This window comes from Bacillus sp. ISL-34, assembly GCF_018613325.1.
Classification (GTDB): domain Bacteria; phylum Bacillota; class Bacilli; order Bacillales; family DSM-1321; genus Peribacillus.
Genome location: NZ_JAGGQJ010000010.1, coordinates 1 through 25,845, shown reverse-complemented (window position 1 = coordinate 25,845; position 25,845 = coordinate 1). Strand labels below are relative to the sequence as shown.

At 37.6% G+C, this 25,845-nt stretch carries 24 protein-coding genes and 5 pseudogenes; 6 read left to right on the top strand and 23 right to left on the bottom strand.

What is annotated here, in order from left to right; translation table 11 throughout:
• Positions 1 to 105: 105 nt before the first annotated feature.
• The 6 genes and pseudogenes from ppsA to J7E52_RS09510 all read right to left on the bottom strand — a co-directional run bounded on the left by ppsA (position 106) and on the right by J7E52_RS09510 (position 6,940).
• Positions 106 to 2,721 carry a phosphoenolpyruvate synthase gene (gene ppsA / locus J7E52_RS09535; protein WP_214745294.1) on the bottom strand — a complete coding sequence of 872 codons (2,616 nt, stop codon included), beginning with the start codon at positions 2,719 to 2,721 and terminating at the stop codon, positions 106 to 108.
• A 457-nt stretch (positions 2,722 to 3,178) separates the two neighbouring features.
• Positions 3,179 to 3,813, bottom strand: a pseudogene (locus tag J7E52_RS09530) (ABC transporter permease).
• Between the two features lie 39 nt (positions 3,814 to 3,852).
• Positions 3,853 to 4,068 (bottom strand): hypothetical protein, encoded by a 216-nt coding sequence (locus J7E52_RS09525; protein WP_214745292.1) that lies wholly within the window; start codon positions 4,066 to 4,068, stop codon positions 3,853 to 3,855.
• Between the two features lie 79 nt (positions 4,069 to 4,147).
• The gene (locus J7E52_RS09520) at positions 4,148 to 4,342 is read right to left on the bottom strand and encodes a hypothetical protein (protein WP_214745290.1); all 195 of its coding nucleotides are present in this window, start codon (positions 4,340 to 4,342) and stop codon (positions 4,148 to 4,150) included.
• Positions 4,343 to 4,521: 179 nt separating this feature from the next.
• Positions 4,522 to 4,812 (bottom strand): hypothetical protein, encoded by a 291-nt coding sequence (locus J7E52_RS09515; RefSeq protein WP_214745288.1) that lies wholly within the window; start codon positions 4,810 to 4,812, stop codon positions 4,522 to 4,524.
• Positions 4,813 to 5,606: 794 nt separating this feature from the next.
• Positions 5,607 to 6,940, bottom strand: a protein-coding gene (locus J7E52_RS09510; protein WP_214745286.1) for an IS3 family transposase whose coding sequence is annotated in 2 segments (ribosomal slippage) — positions 5,607 to 6,550 and positions 6,550 to 6,940 — 1,335 coding nt in all. Because the reading frame shifts where the segments join, the coding sequence is not laid out codon by codon here.
• A 914-nt stretch (positions 6,941 to 7,854) separates the two neighbouring features.
• Here J7E52_RS09510 and J7E52_RS09505 point away from each other — a divergent pair.
• Together J7E52_RS09505 and J7E52_RS09500 are read left to right on the top strand one after the other, a co-directional pair.
• Positions 7,855 to 8,151 carry a hypothetical protein gene (locus J7E52_RS09505; protein ID WP_214745285.1) on the top strand — a complete coding sequence of 99 codons (297 nt, stop codon included), beginning with the start codon at positions 7,855 to 7,857 and terminating at the stop codon, positions 8,149 to 8,151.
• Entirely contained in the window at positions 8,117 to 8,620 is a 504-nt protein-coding gene (locus J7E52_RS09500; protein WP_214745282.1) for a hypothetical protein, read from the top strand. The genes J7E52_RS09505 and J7E52_RS09500 overlap by 35 nt, the downstream gene beginning before the upstream one ends.
• Positions 8,621 to 8,681: 61 nt before the next feature.
• On the opposite strand, the gene J7E52_RS09495 is transcribed toward J7E52_RS09500, so the two are convergent.
• The 4 genes from J7E52_RS09495 to J7E52_RS09480 form a co-directional block, all read right to left on the bottom strand.
• Positions 8,682 to 9,044 carry a hypothetical protein gene (locus tag J7E52_RS09495; protein WP_214745280.1) on the bottom strand — a complete coding sequence of 121 codons (363 nt, stop codon included), beginning with the start codon at positions 9,042 to 9,044 and terminating at the stop codon, positions 8,682 to 8,684.
• Between the two features lie 247 nt (positions 9,045 to 9,291).
• The gene (locus J7E52_RS09490; RefSeq protein WP_286197619.1) at positions 9,292 to 9,858 is read right to left on the bottom strand and encodes a hypothetical protein; all 567 of its coding nucleotides are present in this window, start codon (positions 9,856 to 9,858) and stop codon (positions 9,292 to 9,294) included.
• Positions 9,810 to 10,091 (bottom strand): P27 family phage terminase small subunit, encoded by a 282-nt coding sequence (locus J7E52_RS09485; protein ID WP_309476872.1) that lies wholly within the window; start codon positions 10,089 to 10,091, stop codon positions 9,810 to 9,812. The genes J7E52_RS09490 and J7E52_RS09485 overlap by 49 nt, the downstream gene beginning before the upstream one ends.
• Before the next feature lie 111 nt (positions 10,092 to 10,202).
• Positions 10,203 to 10,532 carry an HNH endonuclease gene (locus tag J7E52_RS09480; RefSeq protein WP_214745278.1) on the bottom strand — a complete coding sequence of 110 codons (330 nt, stop codon included), beginning with the start codon at positions 10,530 to 10,532 and terminating at the stop codon, positions 10,203 to 10,205.
• A 72-nt stretch (positions 10,533 to 10,604) separates the two neighbouring features.
• Between J7E52_RS09480 and J7E52_RS26875 the strand changes: the two are divergent.
• A pseudogene (locus J7E52_RS26875) lies at positions 10,605 to 10,724 on the top strand (DUF8096 family protein); the annotation flags it as partial.
• On the opposite strand, the gene J7E52_RS09475 reads toward J7E52_RS26875, so the two are convergent.
• On the bottom strand, positions 10,711 to 11,112 hold the full coding sequence (locus tag J7E52_RS09475; protein ID WP_214745276.1) for a hypothetical protein: 402 nt from the start codon (positions 11,110 to 11,112) through the stop codon (positions 10,711 to 10,713). The pseudogene J7E52_RS26875 and the gene J7E52_RS09475 overlap by 14 nt on opposite strands.
• 309 nt (positions 11,113 to 11,421) lie before the next feature.
• Between J7E52_RS09475 and J7E52_RS09470 the strand changes: the two are divergent.
• Positions 11,422 to 11,962, top strand: a pseudogene (locus J7E52_RS09470) (site-specific integrase); the annotation flags it as partial.
• A gap of 114 nt (positions 11,963 to 12,076) precedes the next feature.
• Here the strand turns inward: J7E52_RS09470 and glnA are convergent.
• The 4 genes from glnA to hflX form a co-directional block, all read right to left on the bottom strand.
• On the bottom strand, positions 12,077 to 13,411 hold the full coding sequence (gene glnA, locus J7E52_RS09465) for a type I glutamate--ammonia ligase (RefSeq protein ID WP_034313424.1): 1,335 nt from the start codon (positions 13,409 to 13,411) through the stop codon (positions 12,077 to 12,079).
• A 38-nt stretch (positions 13,412 to 13,449) separates the two neighbouring features.
• A complete protein-coding gene (locus J7E52_RS09460; RefSeq protein ID WP_048680941.1) occupies positions 13,450 to 13,854 on the bottom strand; it encodes a MerR family transcriptional regulator in 405 nt (134 codons plus the stop codon).
• A gap of 185 nt (positions 13,855 to 14,039) precedes the next feature.
• Positions 14,040 to 15,308, bottom strand: a complete 1,269-nt coding sequence (locus tag J7E52_RS09455; RefSeq protein ID WP_214745274.1) for a methionine gamma-lyase family protein — start codon at positions 15,306 to 15,308, stop codon at positions 14,040 to 14,042.
• 12 nt (positions 15,309 to 15,320) lie between these two features.
• Positions 15,321 to 16,574 (bottom strand): GTPase HflX, encoded by a 1,254-nt coding sequence (hflX, locus tag J7E52_RS09450; protein ID WP_214745272.1) that lies wholly within the window; start codon positions 16,572 to 16,574, stop codon positions 15,321 to 15,323.
• 168 nt (positions 16,575 to 16,742) lie between these two features.
• Between hflX and J7E52_RS09445 the strand changes: the two genes are divergently transcribed.
• Positions 16,743 to 17,351 (top strand): trimeric intracellular cation channel family protein, encoded by a 609-nt coding sequence (locus J7E52_RS09445; RefSeq protein ID WP_133353081.1) that lies wholly within the window; start codon positions 16,743 to 16,745, stop codon positions 17,349 to 17,351.
• Between the two features lie 37 nt (positions 17,352 to 17,388).
• Here the strand turns inward: J7E52_RS09445 and spoVK are convergent, their stop codons facing one another.
• The 8 genes and pseudogenes from spoVK to J7E52_RS09405 form a co-directional block, all read right to left on the bottom strand.
• Positions 17,389 to 18,345, bottom strand: a complete 957-nt coding sequence (gene spoVK, locus J7E52_RS09440; RefSeq protein WP_214745426.1) for a stage V sporulation protein K — start codon at positions 18,343 to 18,345, stop codon at positions 17,389 to 17,391.
• A 361-nt stretch (positions 18,346 to 18,706) separates the two neighbouring features.
• Positions 18,707 to 18,940 carry an RNA chaperone Hfq gene (gene hfq / locus J7E52_RS09435; RefSeq protein WP_034313436.1) on the bottom strand — a complete coding sequence of 78 codons (234 nt, stop codon included), beginning with the start codon at positions 18,938 to 18,940 and terminating at the stop codon, positions 18,707 to 18,709.
• 3 nt (positions 18,941 to 18,943) lie between these two features.
• Positions 18,944 to 19,864, bottom strand: coding sequence for a tRNA (adenosine(37)-N6)-dimethylallyltransferase MiaA (gene miaA / locus J7E52_RS09430; RefSeq protein WP_396020266.1), 921 nt, complete (start codon positions 19,862 to 19,864; stop codon positions 18,944 to 18,946).
• Positions 19,865 to 20,273: 409 nt separating this feature from the next.
• A complete protein-coding gene (locus tag J7E52_RS09425; protein ID WP_214745270.1) occupies positions 20,274 to 21,596 on the bottom strand; it encodes an ATP-binding protein in 1,323 nt (440 codons plus the stop codon).
• A 548-nt stretch (positions 21,597 to 22,144) separates the two neighbouring features.
• Entirely contained in the window at positions 22,145 to 22,912 is a 768-nt protein-coding gene (locus J7E52_RS09420; protein ID WP_214745268.1) for an ABC transporter permease family protein, read from the bottom strand.
• Between the two features lie 42 nt (positions 22,913 to 22,954).
• Entirely contained in the window at positions 22,955 to 23,227 is a 273-nt protein-coding gene (locus J7E52_RS09415; RefSeq protein ID WP_214745266.1) for a hypothetical protein, read from the bottom strand.
• Positions 23,228 to 23,475: 248 nt separating this feature from the next.
• Positions 23,476 to 24,172 (bottom strand): annotated as a pseudogene (locus tag J7E52_RS09410) (response regulator transcription factor); the annotation flags it as partial.
• A 72-nt stretch (positions 24,173 to 24,244) separates the two neighbouring features.
• On the bottom strand, positions 24,245 to 24,700 hold the full coding sequence (locus J7E52_RS09405; protein ID WP_214745264.1) for an SMI1/KNR4 family protein: 456 nt from the start codon (positions 24,698 to 24,700) through the stop codon (positions 24,245 to 24,247).
• Positions 24,701 to 25,683: 983 nt separating this feature from the next.
• Here J7E52_RS09405 and J7E52_RS09400 point away from each other — a divergent pair.
• Positions 25,684 to 25,845, top strand: a pseudogene (locus tag J7E52_RS09400) (DUF1641 domain-containing protein); the annotation flags it as partial.

The window sequence follows — 25,845 nt, the reverse complement described above, 5'->3', positions numbered from 1 at the left end:
AAAATCCCTGATTTCAATCAAAAAGCAGGGATTTTTGGCATTTTAATGGACTTAGAGAAATGAATACACTCTTGTTGCTTATACAAGCGGTAAGGTATTCAGCAATTACAATATTTCGATATACCCTTCTGTCCCATGCACTCGAATTCGTTGCCCGTCTCTTATCAGTTTGGTCGCATGTTCTACCCCGACAACTGCTGGTAAGCCATATTCACGTGCGATAACTGCTCCATGGGTCATCAGTCCACCAACTTCGGTGACTAAGCCTTTTATGGATACAAACAGTGGTGTCCAGCTAGGGTCAGTAAAGGTGGTGACTAATATATCTCCATCTTCTAGATCAGCTTCTTCCATGTTTAAGATGACACGCGCCCGTCCCTCAATAACACCGGAAGAAACAGGTAGACCTACAATAGCTTCGGCTGGGAGATTTTCTCGTTTGTACTCACCTACAATGATTTCACCATCAGACGTGAAAACGCGTGGGGGAGTTAGTTTTTCATATAATTTGTACTCGTCTTTTCGTTTGCTGATGATCTGGTAATCCAGTTTTTTTGCGAGCACGACTTCGTGAAGTTCTTCAAAAGTGAGATAGTATATATCTTCTTTTTCATGAATGACGTTGGCTTGTACGAGTTGTTCGGCTTCTTTCAATAAAGCCTGCTTATAAACGAAGTAGCGATTCACCATGCCGTATTTGGGATATTCCCGATAACCGATGAAATTCCGGATTAGGTCGATCATTCGTTTTGTTTCTTTGGCCTTTTGTTCACCATCCGGTAATTGCTTCAATCGATCTAATAACTCTTGTTCTTTTATCAAAGCTTCCTGTCGCCCTTGCTCAAATTTCCGATTGCTTGCGTTAGGCTCAAAGTTTTTGATGTTACCCAGAATCAACGGGACAAGTGTAATTGGTTTTTCACTCCAACGAGTTCTAGTAATATCGATTTCTCCGGCACATCGCATTCCGTATTTGCCGAGATAATCATAGATAGCGTCTTGCGTTTCCTGTCCACCATCAAACTTAACCAGTTCATCCAAAAAGTTATCATCTTTTACATGTTGTAAATAATCAATTACTTCCGGATAAGGACGAATCACATCTGCGACCTCCAGTAGCGCCAGACCCATTTCCGAAGTAATATTGTTTGATACAGATTGAGAAAGGGTGTCGGCTGCGTTTTTTTCACCTAACCATTCGTTCATATTTTCATTGATCCATTCTGAAGCATCTATAGCAGCCATAAACACAGCTGAACTTTGTGGGTCAAATAAAATCTTCTTTAATATCTGGATATCTTCCAGAATAAAATCAAATAAATCCGATCCTGATTTCGTTTGGATGTTTTGTTTTAACTCTTCTATCGATGTTTGACTACGCTTAATCAAATCAGAAACGATTGTCGGGTCATTTTCGATTTGTGCCCTAGAATCCGCAGACGACACACTTTTATTGCTTTTACCGGAACTCTGTTCTTGCTTATCATTTGGTAAAGATTTTATGAAATCTCCTCGCTCTATTATGGTAATGAGTGCGTCTTTCATGAGCGGATCGTGTTGTCCCATGGCATCTAATAACATTTTTCTGCTGTCAAGTGAAGCCAGCATATGTGTGACATCAACAAACAGCCTTCCGCCAACTTTACGCATAGGTGCAGGAGTCGTTAACAGGAAAAAAGACAATCCCAATGGTTTCATGGAGTCGGTCATCATTTGTTGATGACCAACAGATACATAAACGTGATTTTCTTGATCATTCGCTTCAGGGATGGGGTATAAAGTAGTGATTGGACGACTCTGGACGATATAAAATGTATCATCAACTAAACACCATTCTATATCTTGTGGGCAACCAAAATAAGCTTCGATCTGTCTTCCGATGCGTGCTAGTTGTAAAATCTGTTGATCAGTAAGTGTTTGTGTCTTTTGCTGATCCGGATCGATCTGTTGTTTCACTGTTCCGCCTTCTTTTCGTCCATAGATAGCCAATTTCTTGGTTGCTATCATCTTATCGACGATTTCCTCTTCCTGTACTTGATAACAATCGGCAGATACCAAGCCAGAAACCAGTGCTTCTCCAAGTCCATAACTGGCATCGATTGATAGCAGCTTTCGGTTAGAAGTAATCGGATCAGCTGTAAATAAAATCCCTGAAGCCTGTGGGAAAACCATCCTTTGAACGATAACAGATAAATAAACTTGGCTGTGGTCAAATCCGTTTTGCATTCGGTAGATTACTGCACGGTCCGTAAATAGGGAGGCCCAACATTTCCTGATATGCTGCATGATTGCTTCTTTTCCGATGATATTTAAATAGGTATCATGTTGACCAGCAAAAGAGGCATGTGGTAAATCTTCCGCAGTCGCACTGGAACGCACTGCATATGCATGTTCATCACCAAACTGGGAGAGAAAGTGAGTAACTGCTTTTACAACATCGGAAGGAATTTCTACATCCATAATGATTTGTCGAATCTTCCTGCTGATTTCACCAATTTGTTCACGATCTTCTACTTTTAGCATTGTCAGTCGATCCAACAAAGCTTGGTACGTTTCGTTTTGTTCGATGGCTTTTTGATATCCCACTGTTGTAACACAAAATCCTTCTGGTACTTGTATTCCTTCAATTTTTGATAATTCCCCTAAATTTAATCCTTTTCCGCCAACGAGCAATAGCTGTGTTTTTTCCATTTCCTGAAAACCGAGAACCAATGAACCCATTCTATATCCCTCCCACAAATCTCAATAAAGGTCTATTGTATTTTAGCAGTAGCAATTAAGAATAAATAGTCTATATTTACCATTTTTTATATGCTATAATTAAATTAGGAAGAGTAAGAGTTCAACTATCATACAGTAACCAAATGCCCCGGTTCAACCCTAGTTCATATACCTCGTATGATTTACAGTTCCATAAAAAATGCCAGAATCAAAATAAATTTGCCTTGGCAGAACTGTAACATCATGATTTAATTTAGTACTTTAAAAGAAATGACGGTAATTTCATGCCATAATCATCATTTTTAATATCTTTTCTCGGATACTAAAACGCTTCGTTATTCCGGAAATTTCGATGCATTGTTTACGTCATGCCCATGCAATTCTTTTTATGTTTAGAAACCGATTTTTCCCTCTCTGTAGCTGACCTCTGGTAATTTTATATTTTCTTTCACGTTCTTCATACCCGCTTTTTATACGCCCTCATTGCAAAAGGTATAAGCCACTATCATAATCCCATAGCACCACCCAAGAGCAATCCATATATCATTACCCAACTGGCTGACTTGACAACAACGCACGAATGGATTCCACTATCGAGGTTACCGGTTGATTTTCGGTAAAGGCGCGAACTGCCGAAGGCATCGACTCGGTTGGTACAAACGCTGAGCTGATAAACGGCAGGAAGATTAACTGATAGGAAAAGGCGCTTGCACCGTCCACTGATTTTGCGGACAGTCTGGCAATCGCCGCGAGCCAAGTAAGGGTGAGGGTAAACATCGCGAGAATACCGGCTACGGCGAGCCATGACAGCACCCCGCCGATGATCGAAAGCCCATAATGAGGATTACGACAACCGAAAAGGCATTGGATACCAGCGAGGTTAGCACATGCCCCCACAGCACGGTGGAACGCGAAATCGGCATGGAGTGAAACCTCTCAAATATGTCCCTTTAAAAACAGGCTGTAAGCCGTATAAGAAATACCACTCGCAATCGCTATCAGCAATATGCTGGGCATCAGGTAGTTCACATAGTTATCCGTACCGGTTTCGATTGCCACATAGACGAACAGTATCATAAACGCAATCGGCATGATAAAAAAAGCACCCAAATTAATGGATGCCCTCTCCTTTTATTCACTACTCTTGACGTCTTTTATTAAGTCAGCTCTAAATGACTTTGCATCTCTTTCAAACACTTTTTCAAACCTTTTTTCATACTCTTCGTAGGTTATCTGACCTTTTTCAGTTAGTAATTCTACTATAGCTTTAACCCTTACTCTACTCGACACTAATTCGTTCGTCATATTGGACAATAAAATACCGATTTTCTCATAATCATCATTCACTTTGTCATCCCCTTCGTTTAATCAATACGACAAAAGGAGACGTTTTCCTGCATATACCCAAATGTATGGGTGCTCAAATTCAATAAAATTCATAGCGATTATCATATGTTCTTTCTAATTTGCTCAAAACGCAGTATTCCTTTTTTAATGTTTGCAACTGATTCTCCAACTCTGAATTTATGCCGTTTCGCATTTTCTCTATAATTTCTTTTTGTGCTTTTTTATTGTCAAACAACTTTTTTAGCACTTTCGCATGTTCATCAAATATATCCACCTTTTCTCCCCCTTAGTTTTCATACTATTTATATTCAACTAAAAGGCAAGAATTCCCAATTGTTTATTCACTCTAAACTAAGCACAGACATTACAATCACTTTATTTGTTGTAGATCATGTATTTCTGTATGCCTAGTTTACAAGGAAGATAAAAAACGCCTACCAAATGGATAGACGGTTATGATATATATTCAACAAAAGAGGGAATACGTAGCAAACCATTCTTTGTATGGTTTCTGAACTTAACCCTGCATTTAATCTTGGGATCCAAGTATATGAATTTCTTGTTTCCCTCTACAATTAAATCATAATACAGGTTATAGAACTGTTTCCTTGCTGCAGGAGTGATAAGCTCCATTATCCCGGCTGGCTTTTTTCGGCCATTTTCTTCAATACTTAGCAGCAATCCAAATTCATCTTTTCGCAATCCGGTTATGACTGCATCCGTGTATTGATAATTAATAACCATAAATCCATTCAAACAACAGGAATTGTATATGCTCATGTGTCAAAGAAGCTCGATGAAAAAAGTGTGGACGGATATTCAAATTACATGGATTATGCCCAGTTGAATATGAAATAGTTTGAAATGTGGTCAAAATGTGGTCAGCCAGCCAGTTCCCTTTCATTTTATAAAAATAAAAAAAGCCTTGGTAACTGAGAAACTCAGTAATACCAAGGCTTTAAGGCTATTAATACATTGACATATATTGTTCGCGTTCCCATGGGTGAACTTGTGTTCTAAACATACTTCTTAGCATTACTAGACATCATAAAACATTACAAATGCCTGTTTAATAGCATTTCCAAAAATACATTTCGCATTAGTAAGAGTAAAATATCATGAGTTGGTGGGCAAATTGGTGGGCAAAATAAACCACTTTATTATGAGCAACTTGATATACACTATATATATAAATTAATAAAATACACCGAAAAGAGTAAAATGAATGAACATAAATATAAAGGTATACTTACATGCAAAAGAAACTAATTTCATGAGAGTGGATGCTTCTCAGTCTAAGCCGCTGACTTAAAGAAAGACCCAGATTGGACAGCTGCTATTGCAGCATATAACTGGATTCAGAAGATTAAGTCAGATTTTGCTGCTAGTAAGGATTTTCGAATTGATTAGGTGTTTAATAACGATGATATTGATATTACGGAGTTAGGAAAGAAAGCTAAATCAATTATTTAAAAATAAAAAAAGCCCCTACTCAATGATGAACTATGCCCCATTTTTCGGACAGTTTAAAAAAGTGCCTAAGCGGCTAATAAGTGGTCCCGGTATTGCACCGGGGCCATTTTCTTTAACCCCCATTGATAACGATGATTATTATATTCTTCAATAACTCGATCAACTTCTTCCTTCACATCCGTTAAATTAGTGCACGACTTATATTCTGCCAAATCCTTAAAGTGGCCAAAGAAACTTTCCATCGGCGCATTGTCCCAACAGTTACCCTTACGGGACATGGATTGGGTTAGCCCAAGTTCCTTCACTTTGTTTTGAAATAGCGGATGGGTGTAATGGAACCCCTGGTCAGAATGAAGGATTGCATTCGGATGAAACTTGTGACTCACAGCCTGCTTTAGCTTATTTAAAGTCTCGTAAACGATATCCATTTCTAATGAAGTGGATAAAAGGTACGTAACAATTTCTTTTGTGGCGGCATCTTTTACGCAGGATAAATACGCTTTTTGGCCTTTCCCATAATAAAGATAGGTAATGTCAGTAAGCAGGACCTTCCCTGGCTCCTCCTGATTGAATTCACGATTAAGGAGGTTCGGACAAGTACGGTGCTCCTTGGTTGCCTTGGCCATCTTCCGATACGGGTTGGCCCTTCTGATTTTCGCTAGAAGATTATACTTTGACATCAACCGTCTGATTTTCTTATGATTCATGACGGCCGAGTAGTCATTCTCCATAATCATTTTGATTTGGAGGGCGCCTACTTTTTCATTTTTAATGATGAAAATATTTCTGATCAATTCTATGTCCAATTCATCCTGTTCTTCACGAAGCTCACGGGTTGGAGCTGCTTTTAACCAATCATAGTAGCCACTTCGACTTACACCAGCCAATTTACATAGATAGGAAACAGCCTTCTTTAATTGATGTATTCTGATCGTTCTTTCAATGAGATAGAACTTCTCCGCAGCAGTTAGAGTTATTTCTTTTTCAAAGCCTGCCTTTCTAGCTCTTCCAGCTTTTTTAGGAAATCATTTTCTGCTTCAAGGAATTTGATTCTCGCCTCGGCCTTCCTAAGTTGGTCCTCTAAAGACTGTGGCTTGGAGGTGGGACGTCCTGTACTTCCTTTTCCACGGCGTTCCGTAAGGAAGCCTTCCTCACCAAACCTTTTAAAGGTACTACGCCAGCGCTGTAGACAACGCTTTGGTTGTTTCTTGCCAATTATTTCGAGATTAAATCCCTGGTCAATGAAAATTTGAGAGGGGGCTTTCCCCTTTTTATATTCCTTAACTGCTCTTGTCTTAAATTCCGGACTATAGGAAATAGATCGCTCGGAAGCACTGATGATATTTGGATTCTTTTCAAGTTCTTTAATCTGAAATTCAGTATATATATTCTTACTCATAGAAACCCACCGTCCATTCTCATTACACCTATTGAAACATAAAAAACCCCGGATAAGGGACACTTTTTTATGTGTGTCCGTTATCCGGGGTATAGTTCATGATTAAGGGCTTCACTAATGATAAAGGTCAGTATTACGGCTGTCTCAAAGACCGCTTATGTGTTTTAAAAGTCACACGTTATAAAGGGCATACTTCATCATCTACTACAGTATAAAAAAACAGACTTTTTATACCTAGTCTGTAAATAGTTTAAGCAAAATGAGTGATAAAAGCGCAAAACCACAAAACCAATAAAGCGACTGCTACACAGGCAGTTTATGTTGAAGATGTGACAGGCGTTTAAGAAATTTGACATGAAGGTGAAGAGCGGAGTAAATATGATAAAGTACCATTTGCATACTTCAATGGAATTGGGAATTGTGAAAAAGTTATTGGACAAGTTATATTTTGATGTGGGATTTATGACTAATTAAATAACCATAAAAACTAACATTTTAGGATAATATATGATATTTTAACCTTGATATGTTTACATATAAAAAGGAGGGTGAATCTATGAAAAAAATAATTAGTATAGTAACACTTATAGTTTTATACTCGATTGTTTTATTAACGCATAGCGATAACTTAGAATATGATTCAATATTTTATTTAGCAAGTTCCTTATTCATTTTAATTGCTCTTTTAAATATCTCGGCAATTTATTTAACTGTTAATTTTCTTATAGGCATAATAATTTTTTTAGCTTTCATCATGATTTTATGTTTTTCTATTTATTCATATATAAGTAAATAGTAACATGATAATAGAAAAAAAGTAGGAATATCATGAGTAATCATTCCTGTTTTCCTTTTTTTTATGGTAGGTTTATATATGTACATGTACATATATTTAAAAGGAAGGAATGAAGGCGATGAATTTTAAAAAAGGAACTGCATTTTTCATGAGTTTTATATTATTACTTGGTACAGTATTAGTCGTCCTACCAAGTAAAACTTCAGCCAATTCTGAAATACCTGTATTAGATGAATCTTTAACAATAATTAAAGAAACCGATGAGAAGTTCGAGTATATTTTATCAATCGATGGCAACCAAATCCGGTATATTGAAATAACAGAGGTTATGGATGATGGATCTAAAGTTATCCATACAAAATCTTATAACGAAGAGACCAATGAATTATTACAAGATTTTGAAACAATTAATTAAAGATGAAGAAATAACTGATCAAGAAATCTATAAAAATGAAGAAATGCCTGAGCCTAATATTGAGAATACCGGCCCAGGTTTTATGCCCTTTGCTTCTACAGCAAGTAACAAATCATTAGTTTCTGTTTTAAACATGAGCTATAAAAAGAACTATTCTACAAACAAAGGTACTGCAACCTATGCGAAATCCGGCACTAAAACAGCTAAACTTAGTTCTAAAACATTTGATACTCATGCAAGAGCGATTGATTCTATAAGAGGTGTAGAAAATGGAACTTTAGCTGGTTGGCTAATCGCTGCTTTCACAGGTGGTGGTTTAACTGCAGGCAAAATAATTTCTTTACAAACCCTTAAGACAGTCATTAAAAACGTTGCAGGTCCTGTTGCTGTTGTAGCTAATGCTTGGGCATTGGGACAATGGATGTATTACTATAATACAATTTCCTCCAACTTCTCTAAAATTAAGTAAATTTCTACTGTAAAAAAAGCATTAGGTTAATAAAAATATAAAGGTTTTTACCTTTATATTTTTATCCTAATGCTTTTTTTAAGCAATATGAAATATCAGTACTTATAACATTAGATGAAAAGTTAAAATTTGCTTTATCCAGCAAACAATTCAGTGAAAGTAGTTTTCCCCGCCTTCCTATCAACTGAAATATCACCTGGACCGTGCCGTAGACCGTAATCACGTCTTCTTCCACCTCTTCAGTAGTTGCTTCCGTCCCTATATCCGTAAACATGACGGCTATGATAAATAGGATCAATGATACAAGCATAAGTCCCAACATAATAAGAGCTTTCTTGAATTTCCTCTCCACCAAGAAAACAATCGCCGTCACAAGAAGAGCGCCTGCTCCAAAAAAAAATAAAAATGCTAATATATCTGCCATTCTCTCTTTTCCCCCTAGATGTTCTATGTATCCAAAACAATTTATTTTATCACCATAGTGAAGGGGTGGGAAGGGGTTAACCCTTCGAACGGAGATATTGATATTACGGAGTTGGTTAAGAAGGTTAGGCCTCAATATTAATTAGTTTAAAATAAATATAAGCCTCTGCTCAAAAAGAGTAAGGGCTTTTCATTATTGGAATTTTAATCTATTATCAAATAGTTCTTGCCTTATTTCCTGATAATTTTTACCTAATAGCAGTAATGAGGAAATCGTTTTTTCTACTTTTACCACTTTTCTTAAATCTTTTAGTAGTAAATGAATCTCTTAAGGCTTCATTCTTTTCAAGCTCGTACATAACCTTCAAGTCATTGGCAGTCATATCGAATAATGTACTATACACTAAATTGGTTAAAGCAGCATATTGGACACCATTTTTTAGTGTCCCATCATAGAATTCCTGAATTGCATCAGTAAGTTGTCTCCTATCACGCTTGCTAATTTCACGTTCGATTGCCCATCGTTTTTGCTCAGGGTCAGATACTTCTTCAACATTGAGTAAATAGTTGCGAACTGCTCTTGCCACTTCTGAATCAGTTAGTAACATTCCCAGTCGCAACAACCCTCGTCTATTTAGAAGGGTTAGAGAATTTACTCCATTAAAGAGAAGTTCATCCTGAACTGCTGCCTTAAAATCCTTTAAAGCTTTACCTTTTAGTATCCTCATCTCACCATAATCATTAAATTCCTCACGGTTTCTTTTAATTATAGTTCTAATGGTTTCGACTGGTATTTCGTAATATGTTGCAGCCATTTCTGTAGTAATTTCAACAGTATTGGGCAATGTCGGTATTGGTGGGCCTTTAAGAACTGCTGTGACCCATTTTTTGTTGTAAGGGTCTCTCCCTCTTTATTAATGATTTTGTTTATTTTTCTGAAGGATTTAACCAAGTCTATATACCTTTCTACTTTATCAACTTGTACGAAATCCTTCTTATCAATCTTTGACATTAATTGTTTCTTTAGCTCCGTCACACTCACCGGCATATTACCACCCCCCTAACGTGAAAAAAATTGATCATAAATCTCGGAAATCGAGCCCCCTCCCCGGTTCCCCGGGAAAAAATAATAATTGGCGAAATATTTTGGCGGGGGGTATTACCACATCTCATCATCCCATCTTTTCTTTTTCTGTTCTCCAAACACTCTGTCGTGGAGCTTATTGTGGCAGTTCAAGCAAACCGTTTCGAGGTTGTCCAATACCAAAGCAAGCTTCGGATAATGTTCGATTTCAAATTTATGATGGACATTCAGTTCAATAGTCTTGCGTTCTCCTTCAACCTTCTGAGAGTCCACATGAACCTTCCCCCCTTGCTTACACTGTTGACATTCATGGTTTTCGCGATAAAGAGCTTGCTGCCTAAGCTTCTTCCAGGCGCCTGACTTATAGAAGGTTCGCTTCTGTTCTTCTGACTTATACTCTGTCACTTCCCCTCTACCTCCCTTAATAAATATCTGATATCATATTAAAGTTAAATCCATTATTGAAGGTGATCAGCATTGACTGAAGAAAAATACAACGGCTATGATACATCCATTGTTTACGACTATAAAGACCACCCTGATATTAAGAGTGGTCGATGTGATATTTGTGATAAAGTCCAGTTTAAAAGTTCTGTGAGTGTCGAATTGTGTCAAGTATTTTCTCTAGGGTAAAACTACATTCCTCTTTCTTACAATGATTTTTATCTTCCTTACAATGATCTTTATCTTCCTTACAATGATCTTTATCTTTCTTAGGTTTTTTATCTTTCTTAGGTTTTTTATCTTTCTTAGGTTTTTTATCTTTCTTAGGTTTTTTATCTTTCTTATTATTTTTATCTTCCTTACAATTATTTTTATCTTCCTTACAATTATTTTTATCTTCCTTACAATTATTTTTATCTTCCTTACAATTATTTTTATCTTCCTTACAATTATTTTTATCTTCCTTACAATTATTTTTATCTTCCTTACAATTATTTTTATCTTCCTTACAATTATTTTTATCTTCCTTTTGTTTTCCCATTGTAATTACCTCCATATCATACTTTGTTTTATAATATGGAAATAAATAAATTATGATTGTGCTTGTCCCCAAATAAAATAATTATATTACAGCATTTTTTATAGAAAAGGGAAAAAGCCAATTGAATGGATGATCAAACACACTTTAAAATCAATTCAGAGGGTTTTCTTTATATATTTTCTTTAAAGCTTTTCTTTAGGAATTTCGCTCTAATGAAGGAAAAAAATTTAGAGTACTGCAACTGGAGTACTCTAAGCCCGTACTGCAATTGGAGTATGGTACATTCAATTACATAATTTTAAAGTAACAAAAAAAGGTGAAGCAGCCGCCTTACAGTGGAAAGACATTGACCTAAAAGAAAAAACAATTAATATTAATAAATCTCTTGATTTTCAAGAAGCAAGTAAGGATCAAAGTAAAATCTTTGGCGATGTTAAAACTTATCATTCAAAACGTATTATCACAATTAGTCAGTCCCTTACAAATGATTTACTTTTTCACAAAAAGTATCAAAACCAAAACAAATTGGCATTACAAGAAGATTACTATCATGAACTTAATTTAGTATTATGCAGAAATGATGGTAACTACATGCCAAAATCAAGCCTTTTTAATTCATTTGCTCGTATCCTAAAAAAAAGCAGAGCTTCCCTCTTTGCCTATTCACTCTACTCGACATACACATGCAGTATTACAGTTAGAGGCTGGCGCAAGCATGAAATACATTCAAGAGCGTTTAGGTCATGGCAGTATGCAAATCACAGCAGATGTATACTCACATATTAGTAAAAAAATTGAACATGACACAATGGATAAATTCGAGGAGCATATGAAAAATGTCCTTGAATAATTTTTTTAAGTTTTTTCGGGCATTTATCGGGCAGTTGATAACTTCCTAAGATTTTATGAAAGAATGCCCGAAATAAAAAACCCCTGACACCAAAGGTGCCAAGGGTTTGAGATATTAATACATTGACATATATTGTTCGCGTTCCCATGGGTGAACTTGTGTTCTAAACATATCCCACTCGATTTCTTTAGCTTCGACGAAGTGTTCAAGTAAATGTTCACCTAATGCTTCTTTGATGACTTCATCAGATTTTAATGTTTCCAATGCAGCATATAAAGTGGCTGGTAGATCAACGATACCTACTTCTTCACGTTCTTCTTTATTCATAACATAGATGTTGCGGTCAACTGGAGCTGGAGGAGTCAAGTCGTTCTTGATTCCATCAAGACCAGCTTTTAGCAGTACTGCAAGTGCCAAGTATGGGTTTGCTGCTGGATCGACACTACGTACCTCTACGCGAGTACTCACTCCGCGTGATGCTGGGATACGGATTAATGGGCTACGGTTTTTAGCGGACCATGCAACATAACAAGGAGCTTCGTAACCAGGAACTAGACGTTTGTATGAGTTAACAGTTGGGTTTGTTACCGCAGTGAAGCTTGGAGCATGCTTAATGATACCTGCGATAAATTGCTCAGCTGTTTTACTTAATTCCAATTTACCTTCTTTATCATAAAATGCGTTTTCGTTGCCTTTGAATAAAGAAACGTTACAGTGCATTCCAGATCCGTTAACACCGAACAATGGTTTTGGCATGAATGTCGCGTGTAAACCATGTTTACGGGCAATCGTTTTAACAACCAATTTAAATGTTTGGATGTTATCACAAGCTGAGATTGCATCTGCATATTTGAAGTCAATTTCATGTTGTCCTGGAGCTACTTCATGGTGGGATGCTTCGATTTCAAATCCCATTTCTTCAAGCTCAAGAACGATATCACGACGGCAGTTTTCTCCTAGGTCAGTAGGTGCAAGGTCAAAGTATCCGCCTTTATCGTTCAATTCTAGAGTCGGCTCGCCTGCTGCATCCAGTTTGAATAGGAAGAATTCAGGTTCAGGTCCAAGATTGAAATCTGTGAAGCCCATTTCTCTTGCTTCTGCAAGAACACGTTTTAAATTAGCACGTGGATCTCCATCAAAAGGAGTTCCATCCGTATTGTAAATGTCACAGATCAAACGTGCGACTTTACCTTTTTCGGAAGTCCAAGGGAAGATAACCCATGTATTTAAATCAGGATATAGGTACATATCAGACTCTTCGATACGAACGAAGCCTTCAATGGAAGATCCGTCAAACATCATTTTGTTATCAAGTGCTTTTTCTAATTGACTGACTGGGATTTCAACGTTTTTAATTGTCCCTAAAATGTCAGTAAACTGTAAACGAATGTACTTAACATTTTCTTCTTTCGCTAAACGAGTGATGTCTTCACGTGTGAACTTTGCCAATTTCTATTCCCCCTAATAATCATTCATAAATCATATTTTTATTGGAAAAAACGGGACATATCCCCTTGTCGAAGAGATGTTCGATGCTTGCTACCTTGTAAAAGCTCGGCACGCAGAAGCTTGCGAAGCTCCTCGTCACTAAGGTCATGTCTTATCTTTTCCGCTTGTTCTAATTCTTGAGTTTTAGGTAAATTCTGTTCCTTTACAGTGAAAATCTTTTTTATGCCGGCCAGATTGACTCCTTGTTCGATTAAGTCTTTAATCTCAAGCAGTCGATCGATATCGTTTAAGGAAAAAACCCGACGATTTCCATCTGTTCTCATAGGAGTAATAAGTTGATGCTCTTCGTAATACCGAATTTGGCGTGCAGACAACTCAGTTAGCTGCATGACGATTCCGATGGAAAAAAGAGGCATCGAACGCCGAATGTTGTTGCCGCTCATTCTTAGCATCCTCCTTTTGTTTATCTTAAAATAATCATATATCATGTTATTAAACTTGTCAATATGATGTTACATTTTATAACGCGTTTTTTTCAGAAAAATTAAATGATTTGTTACTACTCAAATATTATGACTATTGTTTTTATAGGAATCCAATTGTATCTGGATTCCCATTACATGCTCAATTACAATTGAATCAGCTTTTTGTCGATTAGCGCATTCACGGCAGTCAATACAGCTACTTTAACATGGGCGTATGTCAATCCGCCTTGAACGTAGGCAACATATGGTGCCCTTGTCGGACCATCTGCCGTCAGTTCAATGCTGGCCCCCTGTATAAAGGTGCCCGCAGCCATGATTACATCGTCCTCATATCCTGGCATATAGGCAGGATATGGTGTCACATGTGAATTGATTGGTGATGCATATTGGATGGCCTGACAGAAGGCAACCATCTTATCCCGGTCATCAAATTGGACGGATTGAATCAAGTCAGTTCGCTTCGCATCCCATTTTGGAGATGTATTCATACCGAGCTTTTCTAAAAAGGCAGCTGTGAACATGGCTCCCTTAACAGCTTGGCCCACGACATGCGGTGCAAGGAAGAACCCTTGGTACATTTCCTGCAGACTATAGAGCGACGCACCTGCTTCAGCCCCTATTCCTGGTGATGTTAACCGATAAGAGCAAGCTTCAACCAGGTCCTTTTTACCAACAATGTATCCACCGGTTTTCACTATCCCGCCGCCAGGATTTTTAATGAGTGAACCAGCCATTAAATCCGCTCCGACATGACATGGTTCTTGTGTCTCAACAAACTCTCCATAACAGTTGTCCACGAACACGACGATTTCCGGGTTAATGTCTTTAACAAAGGAAATCATTTCCTTTATTTTATCGATCGTAAAGGAAGGACGTGTAGCATACCCTTTTGACCGTTGGATACCGATCATCTTCGTGTTTGGTTGTATGGCTTGTTTGACGGCTTTGAAATCAACGGTTCCAGTTTCGGCTAACGGAACGGCTTTATAGCTGATCTGAAAATCACGTAAAGACCCGATGCCCGTTCCCCGGATACCGACAATTTCTTCCAAAGTATCATACGGCTTTCCAGTTATGTATAACAATTCATCCCCTGGACGCAATATGCCGAAAAGAGCGGTGGAGATGGCGTGTGTGCCTGAAATAATTTGGGGGCGCACCAATCCAGCTTCCGCTCCAAAAACATCTGCATATATCAATTCCAGCGTATCGCGGCCCATATCATCGTATCCATACCCTGTAGTCGGGATGAAATGGGAATCACTCACTTTATGTGCTTGATAACTTTGTAATACGCGAAATTGATTTTCTTCGATTCGTTCGTCCACTTGCTTATGTAACGGAGAAATCATTGCTTCCACTTCCTGGGCAATGTTTTTCAACACTTCTCCATTTGTTAACTGCTGATACATCAAAATTCCCCTTTATAATGAATATTTCTCCAGCTGCCCGGTTATTGGATGATCAGCTAGACAAAAACCTTTGCATTCATATCTTTCCAATTCTTCATTAAAGGAGAGAGTGCGCAATATGGTTTCATTTTTCAGCTGTGATAGTAGTTTACCCTCACTCGATGGCAGGAAAACATGATACGGGACCATTTCTTCAATCACGTACTTTTCAATTTCTTCCATGATTTCATTCAGGTCCGATTGTTCATAGGCACTGATCATTAATGATGCACGACTGGCTGACCTGACAAAATCAGCGTGAACCTTATCTTTCTTATTATACAACGTTAGCTGTGGAATGGAAGGGACATCTAAGTCATTTAGCAAATCCTGAACCGTTTTCTGATGATTAAAGTAATCTGTACTTGAGGAATCCACCACATGGAGCAATAAATCCGCTTCTTTCACTTCTTCCAGGGTCGAGCGGAATGCTGCAATTAAAGATGTCGGCAAATCTTGAATGAATCCAACCGTATCCGTCAGCAGCACGGTAAATCCGCTAGGAAGAATGGCCTTTCGTGTCATGGGATCTAGTGTAGCGAATAATTGGTTCTCTTCGTAAGAATCCGCTTCCGTCAAACGGTTGAACAGTGTTGATTTACCTGCATTCGTGTATCCCACAAGGGCTATTTGAAAGGTCTTATTACGTTTCCTTCTATCACGATAACGTTCACGATGTTTCACTATGCCACTTAATTGTTGCTTGATTTCATCTATTTTCCCACGAATGTGGCGGCGGTCGCTTTCCAGCTTCGTCTCACCTGGTCCCCTGGTGCCGATTCCGCCTCCCAGCCTGGACATTGCCGTCCCCTGTCCGACCAAACGCGGCAATAAATATTGGAGCTGAGCAAGTTCGACCTGCAGCTTCCCTTCCCTGGAACGCGCCCGCTGAGCGAATATATCCAATATTAGCTGTGTCCGGTCAATGATCCTTGCCTCCAGTTGCTTCGAAAGGTTCCGAATCTGGCTCGGGGAAAGTTCATCATTAAAGATAAATAAATCCGGCTCCAGCTCCTCTTCCAGATTCCTAAGTTCCTCCACTTTTCCTTTTCCTATATATGTAGCCGGATCGACGCTTTCCCTTTTCTGGGTGATGGTCATTAAAACCTCACCATTCGCCGTCTTCGCCAAAGAAGCCAGTTCATCGAGTGAATATTCAAAACGTTCATTAGTCTCAGTTGTTTGACATCCAATCAAAACGGCCGTTTCCTTTTTTGCTTCTTCCAAATCACATGCACCACCTTCGGGTAGATTTCAGTTAATCATAACAAAAAAATTGAATATATAAAAATTTCCTGAAAACGTAGCTTTTAACCGTTTTAAAAATTCCGATAACATGCTAAAATCAAATTTGGCTTTACCATCAAAATCAAAAAGACATAGAGGGACATTCATATGACATGGGAAGTATTAAGCTTCATAGGTACGATTGCATTCGCTATTAGCGGGACCATCATCGCCATGGAAGAAGAGTATGATATTTTAGGAGTTTATATTTTAGGAATCATAACCGCCTTTGGCGGAGGGGCAATCCGCAATCTGCTGATCGGTGTCCCCGTTTCAGCGTTATGGGATCAAAGTTTCTATTTTGTCATCGCTTTAGTATCCATCACCATCGTTTTTGTTTTTCCTACAAACCTTTCAAAGCACTGGGACAGATGGGGAAACTTCAGTGATGCCATTGGCCTTTCAGCCTTTGCCATCCAAGGGGCGATGTATGCCGTGGAACTTAATCATCCAATAAGCGCCATCATTGTATCAGCTGCATTAACAGGATGCGGCGGCGGAATACTCCGTGACGTACTGGCCGGAAGAAAGCCATTGGTCTTCAGAAAAGAAATCTACGCAGTATGGGCCATCATTGCAGGCTTGGCCTTAGGCAGTGGTGTATTATCCCAGTCATGGCAGCTTTATTCGCTCTTTGCCGTCATCACGATATTGCGAGTCCTTTCCTACACAAACAATTGGCATCTTCCCAATAAAAAATGGGTGCCTAAAACATAAATTTGAAAAGCCCGCCATCTTGGTGGGCTTTTCCATGTCATTCTTTCTCATCATCCTCGAAAACCAAATCTTGGCTGGTAAGCGTCAGTAAATCGGATTTTTCAAATGAATCCTCCAATAAAAGCCGCATTGCCTGGGCCCTAATTGACTTTTCAAGTACATTGCGGATATAACGTCCGTTAGAAAATGAAATAGGTCCCCGAAATGAACGCAATATGATTAAATGTTCTTTTAATTTCCTTTCGGCATCCCGATTCATTAGATATTCCTTTTCCTGCAGCATCCGATCGGCTATCTCCATTAACTGTTCTATCGAATAATCCGGAAAATCAATAACAAGCGGGAATCTGGAATGAAGTCCAGGATTAAGGCTGAGGAAATAATCCATTTCCCTCGAATATCCAGCAAGGATCAAAATGAATTCGTGCTGCCGATCCTCCATATGCTTGACAAGGGTATCTATGGCTTCTTTGCCAAAATCCTTTTCACCGCCTCTTCCCAAGGAATAGGCTTCATCAATAAATAAGATCCCGCCAATGGCCTTTTTAATTAAATCCCTTGTTTTTTGGGCAGTATGACCAATGTATTCCCCGACCAAATCTGCCCTCTCCGCTTCAATTAAATGCCCTTTCGATAGTACATTCATTTTTTGAAACAACTTACCGATTAAACGTGCAACCGTCGTTTTCCCTGTTCCGGGATTTCCTTTAAACATCATATGCAAAGCTTGCCTGCCAGTCTTCAGCCCTTTTGCCTCACGTTGTTTATTGATGTAAATCCAGGCATATATCTCTTTTATCATCCGTTTCATTTCTTCCATTCCGACCAGCGATTTCAGTTCATCTTCAATCTCTTTCAATGCCACATGCTGGTGGGGGATTTCCTGCACTATAACTTCTTTTATCGGCAGTTCCTTTTGTAGCGCTTTTCTGCTTCCCTCATTAAACACAATATTGATTTGCCCGTTATTTTTCATACGGATCGGTTGTTCCAATGCATTCACCTCTCCATCTTGGACCCTTACTCTAATTCCACAAATTTTCATTCGATTTATGATGGTCATTGCTAACCCATCGGAAAATTCGATTATTTAAGCCGTATCCCTTCCTGAAAAGCGACTTATTCTGACAGGATTCTTCCCTTGGAGGATATGTTGCGACAATCTCCATTCCCGTTCACCAATTTATATGGGGGAATGTCATTTCCTGCGGTTTCCCGGAAAATAATCCGTCCCTTGATATATATTCAAAACAAGTACGTAAAATTATCGATTCTTTGAAAAAGAACAGAGAAGTGCATGCAAAAAAAAACAGGTCGCTATAAGCTAAACCTGTTTTTTACATTCATATATATGATTATTCCTTCACTTCATAATCAATCTGAACATTACGTTGTGGAGCAAATGTAGAAATCGCATGTTTATAGACTAATTGCTGTTTGCCCTCCGATTCAAATAAAACGGTAAAATTATCGAACCCTTTCACTTGTCCTCTAATCTGGAACCCGTTTAATAAAAATACCGTCACATACGTACCATCTTTCCGTAATTGATTTAGAAACTGATCTTGAATATTTACTGATTGTTTCATGAATTAGTCCTCCTCTTTTCTCTCTAAATTTATGTATTCGCCTTCACTGAAAAGCTTTCCTGCTATAAATCCAGATATTTCATGTATTTTTTTCGGAAAACCCTCAAGATCGGTCATATCAAACCAAATTACATCCATTTTATTCCGAAACCAGGTCAATTGCCTTTTTGCATAACGACGGGAGTTTTGCTTCAATGTCTCAACCGCTTCATCCAAAGAAGCCCTTCCATCAAAATAATCATAGATTTCTTTATAGCCTATAGCCTGGATCGATTGGCAATCCCTCAAACCTTTTTCATGAAATGACTCCACCTCTTGAATCAGCCCTTCATCTACCATGACATCAACACGTTGATCGATGCGTTCGTATAACTTTTCACGTTCCATTGTCAATCCAATGATGCACGTATCATATTTCAATTCTGTAGGCTGTTCATTCAGCTGCTCACTCATCGTTTTACCGGTACAATGAAAAATCTCAAGTGCCCTGATCACCCTTCTTACATTATTAGGATGAATCCGATTCGCACTTTCCGGGTCAACGCTGCGTAATTGTTCAAATACAGGATCGATTCCTAACTCCCTTACCTGCTTTTCGAGTCCCTCCCTATAAACAGGGTCGGATGGCGCCTCCGAAAATTGATAATCATAAATGACCGATTGTATGTATAATCCTGTTCCACCGACAATAATGGGGAGTTTACCTCTGCTTTGGATATCCTCGATACAAGCATTAGCTCGCTCCTGGAACTCTGCCGCACTAAATGGTTCATCCGGGTCTTTAATATCAAGTAAATAGTGAGGAATTCCTTCTGTTTCTTCCCTCTTGATTTTTGCAGTCCCAATATCCATCCCTTTATAAACCTGCATGGAGTCTCCGCTAATAATTTCACCATTAAATAACTTTGCCATCTCAATGCTCATCTTTGTCTTCCCAACAGCAGTCGGTCCAATGATCACGAGAAGTTTTCCTTTTTGTTGTTTCACAATCTCACTGCCTTAAATGATTTTTTCCCTATCTTATCATAATCTCGATGAAAGCAGCTAAACATCTACCCATTATGTCCAATTCAGGTACTTTTATTCAATTTCCCCCCGGTAATCGTCATCTTCATATCTCTTAGATTGTCAGGGTGTAAATACCGAAATTCATTTGAAGCCCATAGCCCCATTTGCGGCACTGGAGAAAAACGGGATTTTCAATCCCCCTTCTCCCGATAGAAGGGGGATTATGATTATGATCCCGATAATAGAATCATAAAAAAGGCATGATTCCTTCTGAATTGAGGAATCATGCCTTTTTATCAATTTGTGCTTCCTTTGGATTTTCAATTTAGCCCATTTTTCCATTTACGGGTATGATCATCGTAACCGTCGTTTCTTTTTCAGAGGATTGTACATGAATCTCTCCATCATATCTGTTCACTAAGTCTTTAACGATGAACAATCCTTGTCCGCGAACTTTGCCCTTTTGTGCCTTTTTGGTTGAAAATCCGCTGGCGAATATATTCTCCAGATCTAATTCCGAAATCATTGGTCCGGTGTTCGTTACCATAAACGTATACTTTTCATCTTCAGCTTTGCAGGCAATATTCATTCGGCGTTCTTGCTCTGGCAATTCAATTGTTGCCTCAATAGCATTATCGATAACATTTGATAATAATTTAATCAAATCGACTGTTTTGATTCGATTGAAGGATTCGGGTGAAACATCAACCTCAATATCGATGTTATAATTCTGGGCCGAGAGCCTTTTTGTCTCTAACAGAACAGATAAGCCCGGGTGAGTCACATCCAATTTCATCGATTCAATTGAATGCACTTCTTTTGAAAGACCGGTTAAGTATTCGAGCGCTTTTGCGTTCTCCTCTAATTTAAGCAGTCCATGTATCACCTGAATATGATTGGAAAAATCATGCCTTAATGAGCGGACCGAAGCAATGAGAGATTGAAATTCCGATTGATACGTATCTTCCGTATCCCCCACTTCACGTGTCAGTTCCTTTTGATACCATTTTTGAATGACAAAAAAGGTAACCAGCAGCATGATAACAAATCCACCATTATAAACAAGAATGGCAATGCTGCTTTTCAATACCTTGCCGTTAATGGCATTAATATCTTCTGCGCTCACATCAATGCCCAAAAAACCAATTATGTCGCCATCTTGATTTTTCATTGGCACTCCCACAGTCAAATACTCACCATACTCTGGATCTTCTAGAATCCCGGTAATGAAGCTTTTGCCTTCATACCCCTGTTTGACCTGCTCTGGCGGAACAGTACATGCACCACCGATAGGAAAATCCCCTTTATGATCTTTAGAAAACCCAGTAATCATGCACTTGGACACTCTCGGATTATCAATCATGATGGTATAAACATATAATGCTCCTATTTTTTCACGGGCATCCTCTAAGTAAGCTTTTATATCCTCATAATCCCGGCTCTTTACTTGGTTATTGAGAAATCGCTGATAGGCCTCTATATCCATCGAGTCGGCAATAGATCTAGCAGCTACCAAGTTTTGATTAGCAACGGATTTTTGCACAGAATTTTTAATGCTTAAATATGTTGAAAACATATTTAGAAGAATGAAAACAATCAATAAAAGAATGGTCAAATAAAGAAATGCCCTTAACTTTTTATTTTTCATAGGATTAAACTTACCTCATCTCTAGCAGCTAAAAGTTAACGAACCTATTCTGAGTTTACTATATAAAGTGACAAAGAAATAGAGAAAAAATCTAATATTCTCTATAACTCCAGGCATATACTACTATAATTAATCAAGTAATTAACAGATCACCCACTATTTTTTGATCATATAACTTTTAATATTTTAATCTACCCCACTTCAACTATTAATCATTTCTAATAAATCATATTATTTCCAGATAATCAATTATATCAATATAATTACGTATGAGAAAATGGAAAAAATGAATGATGTAGAGTTCGATATTTTCGCTTCAAATAAATAATTTTACCCTTTATATGAAAATATTACAAGAATCTAGAGGATTCATCTGTAAAATTACACCATAATTCATATAATCTGTGCAAAATAGTGGATCACTCCTCTTTCAATAGTACATATTAACTAATTTCTGATTAATGAAAACGCCATTACAATGAGAAGATCTCCTGAATAAAAAAATGGAATCAGAGCCTGATCCCCTGATTCCATTAATATATATACTTTCATTTAATCGAATTGATGACTGGCCGCTCATACATCTTTTTAGTTACTTGATAATATAGCAGCTGAAAAAGAAAATACGTTGCGATGACCATGGCCGAATAGACAAACAAATTGGATCCCAATAAATTGCTTAATGCCATGTAGGCGACTATGGCATTAATCATTCCTATCAGAGAAGGAGCGAAAAAGAGGATGCGTATTTCCGCACTTAAAATTTGCCGTATTTCTTTTTTTGTCAGGCCCAATCGATGAAGGGCGTGAATTTGGATTTTTTTATCTTCTAAATTCGTAAAAACTCTCAGATACATCATGCTTCCTTGGACGATAAAGAATAATAAACTGACAAACAAGCCGATAAAAAGTATCAAAATGCTTCCCTGTTTCATTTCTTGATAAATCGGAGCTCTTGTTTGCAATTGATTATGGTCAGGATCATTAGACATTTTTTCAATTTCACCAGATGTTTCCATTGATTCTTCCCAATCTTTAACTTCATACCCTCGTACTCTTACCATCTCTTTCAAAGGCACATCAGCAGTTATTTCATGATACAGCTGATCATCGACCACCATCAGGGTCGTTGCTGATTTTATGGGAGCGACTATGGATTGATCGCGCTGACCGGCCATTGTTACCTGTATGGTTTGTTTACCATAATGAAGCTCTTTTTGTTCTCCCTTTTGGACGAATTGATAATCCAGTCCCCCATAAGGAAAAATGTATAACGCTTCTTTTCCGGATAACTTTACTGGGTCAATTTTTCGCAATGCAGCCACATTGTTATAATCACTTTCCGAGATTAATAATGACTAATTTTCATTGGATTCTCCCGTTCTCATATGGGGTAACATGTGGGAAATGGGCACACCTGTCATATTTACTTCGTAAAGGATCTTGAATCCATCCTCCTTTAATGTTTTCTCTACTGCGGATGGTTCAATAACGGAATAAACGGAAGCGTCATTTTCAACCCAGTCAATGGATTGCGGAATGTTATCCATCCCTTGCTTTTTTAAATCTGCACTAAACATGAAAAGTGTTCCTGCAGCGGTCAAAATCACGGCTGTGATGATCGAGGTCAAAAAGAATAACCTGGAATAGTCCTTAATATTAAATATTAGGTTTGTAGTACTGCCTTATATAATCGCCCGCTAAAAATAGAAGCATCATAAACAACGCAAGAATAATTAAATAGATGATATTTGCAATCGATATGTGATTCCCCGCTTCCAGAACGGCTAATGCATAAGCAATAATAAGCAGGCTTACCAATAGAACGGTATAAAAAATAAAATAAAGACGGTCTTTCATAAAGGACTTTAGCTTCCTCTTCACCTTGCACTACTTTTAGTCGATATCCTTTTCCCCTGCTGGTTGTTATGGCATGCTTGACGCCAATATCCTCGAGTTTTTTCCGAACCCTTGTGACATTGACGGTCAATGTATTGTCATCAACAAATGAATCATCATTCCATAATGCTTCAAGCAAATCTTCACGCGAGACAATGGTGTCATATTGTCGTAGTAAACAATTCAATAATTTCAACTCATTTTGAGTTAACGTTACCTGATTGTTCTGATATTCAATCATCGCTTTTTCCGTATAAAGTGTTAGTCCATCCATTTCCTTTATTTGTTGGTGGAATGAAGATATTTCCGCATATTCACCGTAAACCCTACGCAGGACACTCTTTATTTTCGCCAGTACCACTTCCAAATTAAACGGTTTTGTTAAATAATCATCTCCGCCATATTCAATGGCCATGACATGGTTCATTTCATCTGTCCTTGCAGAGGTGAATATGTTGGGAATCTTTGAAACCGTCCTTATTAGCCGGCACCTATGGAAACCATCATAATAGGGAAGATTAATATCCAACAAGACCAAATCTGGCTTTATCTGTTGGAACTCCGCAAAGACTTGGTCCAGCTGCTTCACTTCAAAAACCTCATACCCACCTTTTTAAATAATTGACCAAGATTCCAGCTATTTTGGAATCGTCTTTAACCAATAATATTTTATACATCTTTTTCTCTTCATTAAAATGACAATAAAAAACCTTGAATGGTATGAGCCAATCAAGGGGATTACAATAAAATTAGATTTCCTCCGGGATTTTCAATCCCTCAATGAAAGATTTAAAACTCGATGCAACTTTATAAATATTTTCATCCTGGCTTGATGGATCCGAATACCAACCCTGATCCCAGAAGTAAACTCCCTGTTCCTCTTCGTTATTTATCAGTAAGATTTTACCTGCACATGTATCATTACCTATTATAATGCAATTCTTATGTAAGTCATCTCTGTTTTCTTCATGCCATTTCTGTAAATCCAGTTCTTTATCTTGAAGCTCTAATCCATAAAGTACATTTAAGCAAACGAGTGTGTCTAATCCATCTACATAAAACTTACAGTTTTGAACCGCAGTTGTGCCGCCATTATGCTTAAGGAGAAATTGTTGATAATCTGCAGGGATTTCAAAACCCACAAATTCCTGAAACTTATTCACTGCTTCTTGTGTCGCTTTGCCATATCCAGTAATATTAACCATTGTATCGACTCCATTTCGTTTTATTGTAGTAAACTCAATTGATAATCTTATTCTATAAGGCTATTTCACTTGCTAAAACGGCCAGGTCCTACACTCCATTTATGGAGATCCTTTAAAAATAAATTATTCAAGATTACTTAAAAAATAATACTTTTTTTAAATATATTAACATAATTTTACTTTCCCTTTCAGTATTTTCTGATATTTTTTTGACAATTTCGTTGCATTTTATTAAGAAAATGCTTTTTTAAAAAAGAATTTTTGTCGAAAAATCGATAAATTGTATAATTCGTAGATAAATCAGGAGTTTTCGAAGATATATTCCCGATTTCGCAGATAAAATATTTTTCTATAAAAAAGGCGCCCAACCTTAATCTTCGAGGTTGGGCGCCTTTTACATCTCAGACAATTTTATAGTCATCATAAGTAATTAATAACCTGCTCATAGAAACTGTCTCAGCACGAAGCTTATTCTTATCACGACAATAAGCAATGATGGAACTATTGGGAATTTTAGCTGTACAATTCCATTTACTATATTTTTCATTATATCTAGAGCATATTTCGATATTCTCACCATGGACCTTTAACATCCTGCGTTCTACCAAGGGCATCATCTCCAATTCCGATAATATTATTTACCCTAAATCAGATAAAATATTCTTGGGCCTCATTCAAGCATGGCATATTCAAAGATTATGGACATTATAGCAAATAGGCTTTAAGTGTTCTATTATTATAGGAAATGACAAGGGCATTCCTTCTCTTATGAAAAAAGGTATTATAACTAGAATAATCTTTTTGTTTTTTCGAAATATTAAGATAAATCATCAAACCCACCTAATAACTCTTAATCATTACTATAAAAATTATATTTGTATCACAAAAGAAATATTTGAAATTAAGAGGTTAGAGTCGTATGATTAGTAGTATCGGCGGAAAACACATAAATCAAAATAATTAAGTTTAAAGGGGAATTAGATATGGTAGATGTAGTCTCAAAACCTGAACATGAAACACTTAATATTTCTGCAAACCAAGAACAATTGGATATCCTTGATCAGCTTTTAAAGCCCGAGGTGCAGGAATCATTGAACACTTTGGTTGAGCAGTTACCAAAACTGACTGAGTTAGTGAATATTTTA